We start from the raw sequence: 8,227 nt of genomic DNA on the forward strand, positions 1-8,227 counted from the left end.
GGACAGGTCCTCGCTAAGCCCGGCAGCGTTACCTGCCACACCAAGTTCACCGCTCAGGTTTACGTACTTACCAAGGACGAGGGTGGCCGTCATACGCCTTTCTTCAACAACTATCGTCCTCAGTTCTACTTCAGAACAACCGACGTTACCGGAGTTATTTCTCTTCCCGCAGGCACTGAGATGTGCATGCCCGGCGATAACGTAGAGATGACCATCGAGCTCATCCACCCCATCGCTATGGAGCAGGGTCTTACATTCGCTATCCGTGAGGGTGGACGTACTGTAGGTTCAGGAAGGGTTGCTTCTATCATCGAGTAGGCCGAAAGCAACTTAGCGAGTCCAAGCTTTGTGCAGGACGAGCTTAGTGCGAGGTCGTTCTGTGAGATTTGCGAGATCGAGCGATAGCGATGATTGAGCTTAGCGAACAGAACTTCCTTATACAAATACCGAAATAATAATTAAAGCCTCCCGAGGATTTCCTCGGGAGCCTTTTTTCATGCGATAATATATTTACTCAACAAGCTGTCCATAGAAGAGCAGTTCCGGAGAATCACTGTCTGTCAGAATCATGTACTTGAACGGCTGATTAGCAAAGAACTCTTTTACTTCGGGCTCTTCCGGTGCACAGCCTTCGGTCATTATGACTGCGGTAGCAGCGGCAGCTTCGATGCCTTTCTCATCGACCTTGATTTTAGTCTTCTGTATTATGTCAGAGATAAAAAGGTTCATATCATCACTCATGAGAGAGAAGTCTGCATCTAGCGTAAATGCCTGTCCTGCACCACGGGCTCTACAGAAATCGATGAGCTGGTTCTCAGACAGGGTGGTCTCGGATTCAAATTTCGGGAGTTTTACAGCGACTTCTTCAATGGATGCATTGGCTATCTTGCTGATTACATCGTCTACTTCTCCCAAGATAAACACAGCGTTTATTCCGCCATTCATGGGAAGGACAACAAACTTGCCATTTTTATCTTCATAATATCTGAATTTGTCCTGCTGGCTCATGAAATCTTTTTTTGCTTTTTCTCCGGAAAGTGTCTTGAAATCACCTTCCTGAGTAGCGGGCTCAAAGAAGTCATTTACCCATGATGTGCGGAGGTACAAAGTGTTTACCAGGATAAGATCTGCATAGGACAGGTCGTTGCTGATTGATGGGATAAGTCCATTGGTATTTTCATTGATCCAACTATTTACTGTATCTGTGATTTTTTTTTCAGAGACATTCTCAGCGGTTGCACCAAAGGTTTCTTTCACGTATTCTATATACTTTTTTGAAAGCTTACCACTAGACTTCGTGTTCCTCCAGATGGAATTTTCCAGGTCAAAATCACCATCCGGAGCCTGGGCATCATCTTCATAGTAATCCCGGTATTCATTAAACTCATCCTGGGCATTCTTTAGCCAGTTATTATAGGAATCCACTGAGGCGGTTACACCTTCGTACCATGAAATAAGTTCATCCATGGAGTTAAAGCCCATTGCCTTAAGGAGCTCATCTTTGGTTTCATTATCTGCACCTGAAACTGCAAGCGCCAGAGCTGCTCTGAACGAGGTGGGGGATATCATGTAGTTCTTGTCGGCAAAGCCGTATTTTTCTATAAAGTCTATGAGTGAGCTGTTAAAGTCCATGTTGATATCTGCCTCCGGAATATCTGATATGGGGGTGTTTGTGGCATCAGCAGTGTTCTCGTCAGAAACAGAGTTTTCTTCTTCCTGAGAAGTTACCTGCGTATTGCCTGGTTTTACAGTATTTCCACATCCTGAAATGACGCTGTTGGCTACTAATAATGATAGTATAGCTGATATTATTTTCTTTTTCATAATTCCTCCCTTGTGATTATTGCTTCAAAAATATTCTCCAGATTCCTTCGTCCGGATCCATGAGTACAACTATTGCATCTTCATTCAGCACAAAGAATCTGGTTTCCGATGACCGGTCAAAGTTCTGCTGACCATCTTCAGAAGGTTCGCCATCAGTGTAGGATGAAAACTGCAGGAGGTTATCTTCTATAACTTCCCCAATAAATTCTTCACCGGAGTCTTTGTAAACAGCTCCATCGTACATTACCATTGCCGGATAGTCGGAATCAGCAGATTCAGTAGCTAGGGATTCTTCTGTAGCGACCGCCTCGCTGCCTTCTGTGACTTCAATGCCATCTGTTTCCTCGTATACATCAGTAGTTCCGGTTTCCAACATAGGAGAACCTTCAGTTTTTTCTGGAGCGGCTTCTTCAGTTTCTTCAGGAACAGCTCCAAGCATCGTAACTTCTTCTGTCTCATCAACAGATTCATAGGCTGGTGCCACATGATTGTTTCTGATTACTATTCCAGCTACAACTAGGAGCAAAAGACCTGCAGCTGCAAGATAGTAACTATGGAAACGTGCTGTTTTGCTATGCTTAGAAACTGTCTTATCAGCGTCTTTTATGTACTTCTGATCAATGCCACCGATGGCATCTAATAAATCATGTTCGTTCATGCAGTGAATCCTCCGTCTGCGAGATGTTTCTTAAGCTTTTCCCTCATCCTGAAAAGCGTGGTCTTTACTTTGCTCTGAGGAAGAGAGTATTTTTCACATATCTCAGTTACGGAGTCAAAGTACCAGTATCTTCTGACAAAAATGTTCCGCTGCTCATCAGAGCATGAGTCAAGAAAACTGTTTATCCACTCAGAGAGCTCTTTTGCATCATATTCCTGTGATACATCAGATCTTCCCGGGATACATTCCTGTATTTCGTCAGTAAGCTCACAGTACAGGGCAGATCTCTTTTGCCTGCCTTCATGACGAAGCCTGTCTATGGCAAGATGACGGACAATCTTTCCGACAAATGAAAAAAGATAAGTCCGGGGCTCGTTAGGCGGTATCAGATTCCAGGTTCGGAGGTATGCATCATTTTCGCACTCCTCAGAAGTTTCTGTGTCTGATAACACGTTCCGGGCTATTCTTCTAAGCTTGCTTCCGTATTTCTGAGATGTCTGCGTTATGGCTGATTCATCTCTTGATAAGTAGAGCTCTACAATCTGTGAGTCATCCATGAAGATGATCCTCTCTTTCTTTTTAAGGCCTTCACCTTATATAGCGACATTAATCATAGCATGGTTACATTTTTTGAAAAAATATTTTTCCGAGTGATATGTTTTAATGTCCTAAATCGTATTATAGTTAGAAGGCCTTCTAAAAAATACAGAAAGAGAGTTTTGTCATGGAGGAAAAAGAAGCAAGGCGGATATTGGAAACATATGCTGACATGATACTTAGGATCAGCTACAGCTACCTACGCAGGACTACTGATGCAGAGGATATCTGCCAGAATGTAATACTGAAATACCTGTCCTCCCACCAAAGATTTGATAGCCGTGAGCATGAGAAAGCCTGGATAATCAGGACTACAATCAATGCCTGCAAGGACGTGAGAAAGAGCGCTTTCTTCGGAAAGACTATCGGACTTGATGCGGTGCCGGAAAGAGCTATACCGGAGGAACCGGTATCTGTACTCACAGAAGAGCTTAAGAAGCTCCCGGTAAATTACAGGATAAGCATCCATCTCTTTTACTATGAAGGGTATACCATCAAAGAGATCGCTCAGATTCTTGGAAAAAGAGAAACAGTTGTAGCAAACTATCTCTCAAGAGGCAGAAGAAGACTTAAAGAAGCGTTATCAAAGGATTCTCGTTTTTCTCCAAAGGAAGGTGAAGCATATGAATGATCAGATAAAAGAAATCTACAACAACTCCATGAATGAACTCCATTTCTCAGGACATACAAAAGAAAAGATGTTTCGCAATATAAGCGAACAATATTCAAGACAAAGTGGAGGAATGATTATGAAGGCAAGTTTCAGACTAAAGTCAGCAGCTATCGTTGCTACAGCATGCGTATTACTTGTTGGAGGTACTGCGCTGGCAGCAAGTGGAATAGTTTCAAACATTGTAAGCCATAACAGAATTGGTAGTAAAACTACAACGTATGTGGATATGTCAAAACTCGAGACTGATATAAACATGGATGTTCTTACAGTAGAGCGTTTTAGTAACGGCTTCACCTTCAGAAGCGCTGAAATATTTGATATGTCAGATTATAGTGAAGATGGGTCCAAACTGGCTGATGCTTCCGGTCTAAACATCACATATGCTAAGGATGGAATACCGGATATCTATCTGGACATTGAGCCTGTCAGCACCATAAGGAATGATGAAGACACCTCAATGGAAACAAGAATGGTTGGAGATGTTGCTGTAAAATACAGCCTGGATGAATATCTTTTCCTTCCGCCTAACATGGAAGGACAGGTATCACAGGAACTCCTTGACAGGATGGAAAACGATGATCATTTCTTTATCAGCTATGGTTCAGATCAGGAAGAAACACAGATGATTACAAACCTTATATTTGATGTTAATGGTGTTCACTACTGTCTCATGACTTTCGATACAACTCTTACTGTTGATGAGCTGTTCGATATGGCTGAAGAGCTTATAACTGAAGGAAAATAAAACCATAGCTTCTATAGGAGAGCTGCCTGTAATGGGTGGCTCTCTTTGAAAGAGTATTTGAGTATCTAGAGGGTGTTAAAAAGTGATTGCTGTATTAAGGACATATGTCTTCCCCATGCTTGACAGAAATATTGTCAGGTAATATATTCGACTTAGAACATAAAATGTGTTTAACCATAATATAAAAAGAGGAAATTTATGTTAAGCGTTGTAAGATAATTCATTGCAATACGGCTACATGATATTGCAATGAGCATAAGGATTCAATGAATCAATATGTGTAAGTTAGTGGTGAAATCTACTGGCTTATTTGATTACGCTTAATAATATTATGGTAAAAGCCGCATTTTATGTGGATTATTTTTGATATGTTTGATTTTATGAACCATGATATCTTGGCGTAAGATGTCATGGTTTTTTATTGTTCAAATTAGAATGATAAGCATAAATGGAGGAAAAAAGAATGTTAGATAACTTAATCATAAGAGCAGAAGAACCTGCTGATTACAAAAATACAGAACTAATGGCTATGCGCAGCTTTTTTAACAAATATGGACCTGCGGCTGATGAGCACTTTCTTATAAGGATCATAAGAGAATCCAAGGATTACATCCCACAGATAAGCAGGATCGCTGAGTATAATGGCCGCATAGTCGGAGCTGTTTACTACACTAAGGCTTGGATAGTGGACGGTGATGTGGCGCATGACATAGTCACCTTTGGACCACTGGCGGTAGAGCCCACCATGGAAGGTAATGATATTGGCGGAGCACTTATGCGCGAAACAATAAAGCTTGCAAAAGAGGCAGGCTTAGCGGGAATAGCTTTAATGGGCGAGCCATATTATTATTCACGCTTTGGATTTGAGCGCGGATCAAAGTATGGAATTACTGATGAACAGGGTAACAGCTTTGACGCATTAATGGTTCTTCCACTTAATAATGACTTTTCAAATATCAAAGGAAAACTCATTGAGAGCAAGGACTTTGAAAAGCTTGAAGACAAAGAAAGACTTGCAAAGATCAATGAAGAGTTTCCTAAATACCGCGTAGTTAAAGTACAGGAAGGTTTTATGCAGATTTTTGAACAGCACCTTGGAGTTGTTGAAGCAGTAGAAGATGACACCTATATGGTTCGCTATTGGGAGCTTTTGATACCTGCAAAGCTGTCTGAGAACCTGGGAGGAAAACCAGAAGCCGGAAGCGATGTGCAGTTTATGTGGAATCATAAGGGAGAGTCTCAGATTACTAAGGTGTTTAAAAATTTGCTTGAATGATTGGAGAGATAGATGAATACAGAATCACAAATTGAATATAATAGAGTTAAAGATATATGGTCAGAGCTAGCTAGCACAGATTATGCAAAAGAGCAGATTAAAAAGGCTGATATCATCCTAAGCGAAAGAGAGTTAAGGAAAGCACTTCAGGATACTACAGACAGCCGCGAATTAATTGAAAAACTCGGGAATCCTCCGCTCCAGAATGTTACTGAGATACGGGAGATACTGACCATAGCTGAGACGGGAAGTTGTCTAACTCCTTATCAGCTTGAAAGAGTAGAAAGAGTACTTGTTGCTGTAGAAAGAATGATGGATTACCTGGCTCAGGGTAAACAGTATGAAAACGCTCTATCTTACTATGATGAAAACTTAAATCCTCTTCTGGATCTAAAGGATGAGATATCAAGTCAGATCAGGAATGAAGAAGTAGATGACAGAGCATCCAAAGAGCTTTATGATCTCAGGAACCAGATAGTATCCATGGAAGAGACCATGAAGCTTAAGGCTGATCAGATCATTAGGAAAAATAAGGATTACATGGCAGATTCATATCATACAGTTAGAAATGGAAGAGTCTGCGTTCCTATAAAGAAGGAGTATAAATTTAAAATTCCGGGAAGCGTGATCGATAAGTCATCTACCGGCAGTACTCTTTTTGTAGAGCCTGAGGGACTTGCGAAGTGCTATGAAGATCTGGAACTTCTGCGTATTGACGAGGAAAATGAAGTTTATAGGATACTTTATACTCTTACAGCAATGGTGTCATCTTATGCTGCAATCATGGAAGAAAATGTCAAGATGATGGAAAAGCTGGACTACATTTTTTCCAAGGGAAAGCTCAGTATAGACCTGGATTGCACAGAGCCTTCCATAAACCTTGATAGACGTATTAAGCTTGTGAAGGCAAGGCATCCACTGATGGATAAAGAGATAAACGTTCCACTTGATTTTTCACTTGGAGAAGAAGGAATTCGAGGAATAGTGATTACAGGCCCTAATACCGGTGGAAAGACGGTTAGTATTAAGACAGTCATGCTAAGCTGCTATATGGCTCAGTGCGGACTTCACGTTGCCTGTAAGGAAGCTGACATCTGTATGAACAGTAGTTACTTATCTGATATTGGTGATGGTCAGAATCTGTCAGAGAACCTATCAACCTTCTCGGCACATATTAAAAATGTTCTTGCTATCCTAAATGAGGTGAATCACGACAGTCTTGTTATCATGGATGAACTTGGGTCAGGTACAGACCCTGCAGAGGGCATGGGAATTGCAGTAGCGATACTTGAAGAGCTTAGGAAAAGCAATGCCAATTTCCTTGTAACAACCCATTATCCTGAGATCAAGGAATATGCAGCTAAGACGGAACACATTGTGAATGCAAGGATGGCTTTTGACAGAGAGACTCTCCGTCCCACCTATGAGATGATCATCGGAGAAGCAGGAGATAGCTGCGCCTTTTATATTGCTGAAAGACTTGGAATGCCAAGCGAAATGTTGGCTGTAGCAGCTGAAGCTGCCTATGGAAAAGAGGCTGCTAAAGAATATGCATTTTCAGGCAAAAAGAAAAGCGCAAAAAGAAACAAAGGCAGCAGGATCATTAAGAATAAGAAGATACATTCCACTGCAGAACTTGAGCAGAAATTCAGCATCGGCGACAGCGTGATGATCTATCCGGATAAAAAGATTGGAATTGTATGTGAACCCATAAATAGTAAGGGAATCCTGCGTGTACAGCTTCCAAACAAAAAGATCTATATCAATCATAAGAGGGTAAAACTTCATGTAAAAGCTGATCAGCTTTATCCGGAGGATTATGATTTTTCAATTGTCTTTGATACAGTTGAGCAGCGAAAGGCCAGACACGAGATGAGCCGTAAACTTACTGATAAAGTTCTTGTTTATAAAGAAAAAGAATGACAGAGCGATAAAAACCACCATGCCTGATTGCTCAGGATTGGTGGTTTTTATCTTTGGAAATATTAGAATAATACTTCATCTACGATAAAATCTTCACTCTGGTCCTTTTCAAGAAACATAACCATGTAGATTGGAAGATATGTAATTTTTTTATCATGCTTAATATTGCAGTCAGCAAAGACAAAAGCTTCCTGCATCTCATATTGGTGATTAGCAACGCAATTGCTGATTGCAGAATGAACGGTGTAATCCTTACCACTTTTTACCTCTATTGGGTAGATGCTGCCTTTGTACTCAATTACAAAATCTAATTCTCCCAATCTGTTGGAATTGTAATAGTATAGTGAAAATCCTTTACTTCGCAGTTCCTGAGCAACAGCATTTTCAAATATCCCGCCGGCATTCATGTTGGGATTTTTGCTTATAAGCATACGCTTGGTATCCATTCCATAAATAGATGTAAGCATTCCGACGTCAGACAAATATAGTTTGAAGAGACTTTGCTTTTCGCTGGATTTAAGAGGCTTTCTC

General features: G+C 41.0%; 8 protein-coding genes and 1 pseudogene. 5 read left to right on the top strand and 4 right to left on the bottom strand.

The annotated features are described in order from the left end of the window. Nucleotides 1-318, top strand: a pseudogene (tuf, locus tag K6G87_RS10225) (elongation factor Tu); the annotation flags it as partial. A 192-nt stretch (nt 319-510) separates the two neighbouring features. On the opposite strand, the gene K6G87_RS10230 reads toward tuf, so the two are convergent. Genes K6G87_RS10230 through K6G87_RS10240 form a run of 3 tightly spaced genes read right to left on the bottom strand, consistent with a single transcriptional unit; the run spans nt 511 to nt 3,039 of the window. Beyond that, nucleotides 511-1,824 (bottom strand): serpin family protein, encoded by a 1,314-nt coding sequence (locus K6G87_RS10230; RefSeq protein WP_296836639.1) that lies wholly within the window; start codon nt 1,822-1,824, stop codon nt 511-513. A gap of 16 nt (nt 1,825-1,840) precedes the next feature. Beyond that, nucleotides 1,841-2,482: a hypothetical protein gene (locus K6G87_RS10235; protein ID WP_296836641.1), complete on the bottom strand. Its 642-nt coding sequence runs from the start codon at nt 2,480-2,482 to the stop codon at nt 1,841-1,843. Continuing rightward, nucleotides 2,479-3,039 carry an RNA polymerase sigma factor gene (locus tag K6G87_RS10240; protein ID WP_296836643.1) on the bottom strand — a complete coding sequence of 187 codons (561 nt, stop codon included), beginning with the start codon at nt 3,037-3,039 and terminating at the stop codon, nt 2,479-2,481. The genes K6G87_RS10235 and K6G87_RS10240 overlap by 4 nt, the downstream gene beginning before the upstream one ends. A gap of 167 nt (nt 3,040-3,206) precedes the next feature. On the opposite strand from K6G87_RS10240, the gene K6G87_RS10245 reads away from it, so the two are divergent. The 4 genes from K6G87_RS10245 (at nt 3,207) to K6G87_RS10260 (ending at nt 7,696) form a co-directional block, all read left to right on the top strand. Further along, nucleotides 3,207-3,710 (top strand): RNA polymerase sigma factor, encoded by a 504-nt coding sequence (locus K6G87_RS10245; protein WP_296836644.1) that lies wholly within the window; start codon nt 3,207-3,209, stop codon nt 3,708-3,710. Further along, a complete protein-coding gene (locus K6G87_RS10250) occupies nt 3,703-4,497 on the top strand; it encodes a hypothetical protein (protein WP_296836646.1) in 795 nt (264 codons plus the stop codon). Before K6G87_RS10245 ends, K6G87_RS10250 begins: the two co-directional genes overlap by 8 nt. A 463-nt stretch (nt 4,498-4,960) precedes the next feature. Next, on the top strand, nt 4,961-5,773 hold the full coding sequence (locus K6G87_RS10255) for a GNAT family N-acetyltransferase (protein WP_296836648.1): 813 nt from the start codon (nt 4,961-4,963) through the stop codon (nt 5,771-5,773). A gap of 12 nt (nt 5,774-5,785) precedes the next feature. Beyond that, a complete protein-coding gene (locus K6G87_RS10260; protein WP_296836650.1) occupies nt 5,786-7,696 on the top strand; it encodes an endonuclease MutS2 in 1,911 nt (636 codons plus the stop codon). A gap of 62 nt (nt 7,697-7,758) precedes the next feature. On the opposite strand, the gene K6G87_RS10265 is transcribed toward K6G87_RS10260, so the two are convergent. Beyond that, nucleotides 7,759-8,227, bottom strand: a 469-nt coding sequence (locus K6G87_RS10265) for a DUF4143 domain-containing protein (protein ID WP_296836653.1), incomplete at its 5' end; no start/stop codon positions are given.

It is taken from the genome of Butyrivibrio sp., from assembly GCF_024699075.1.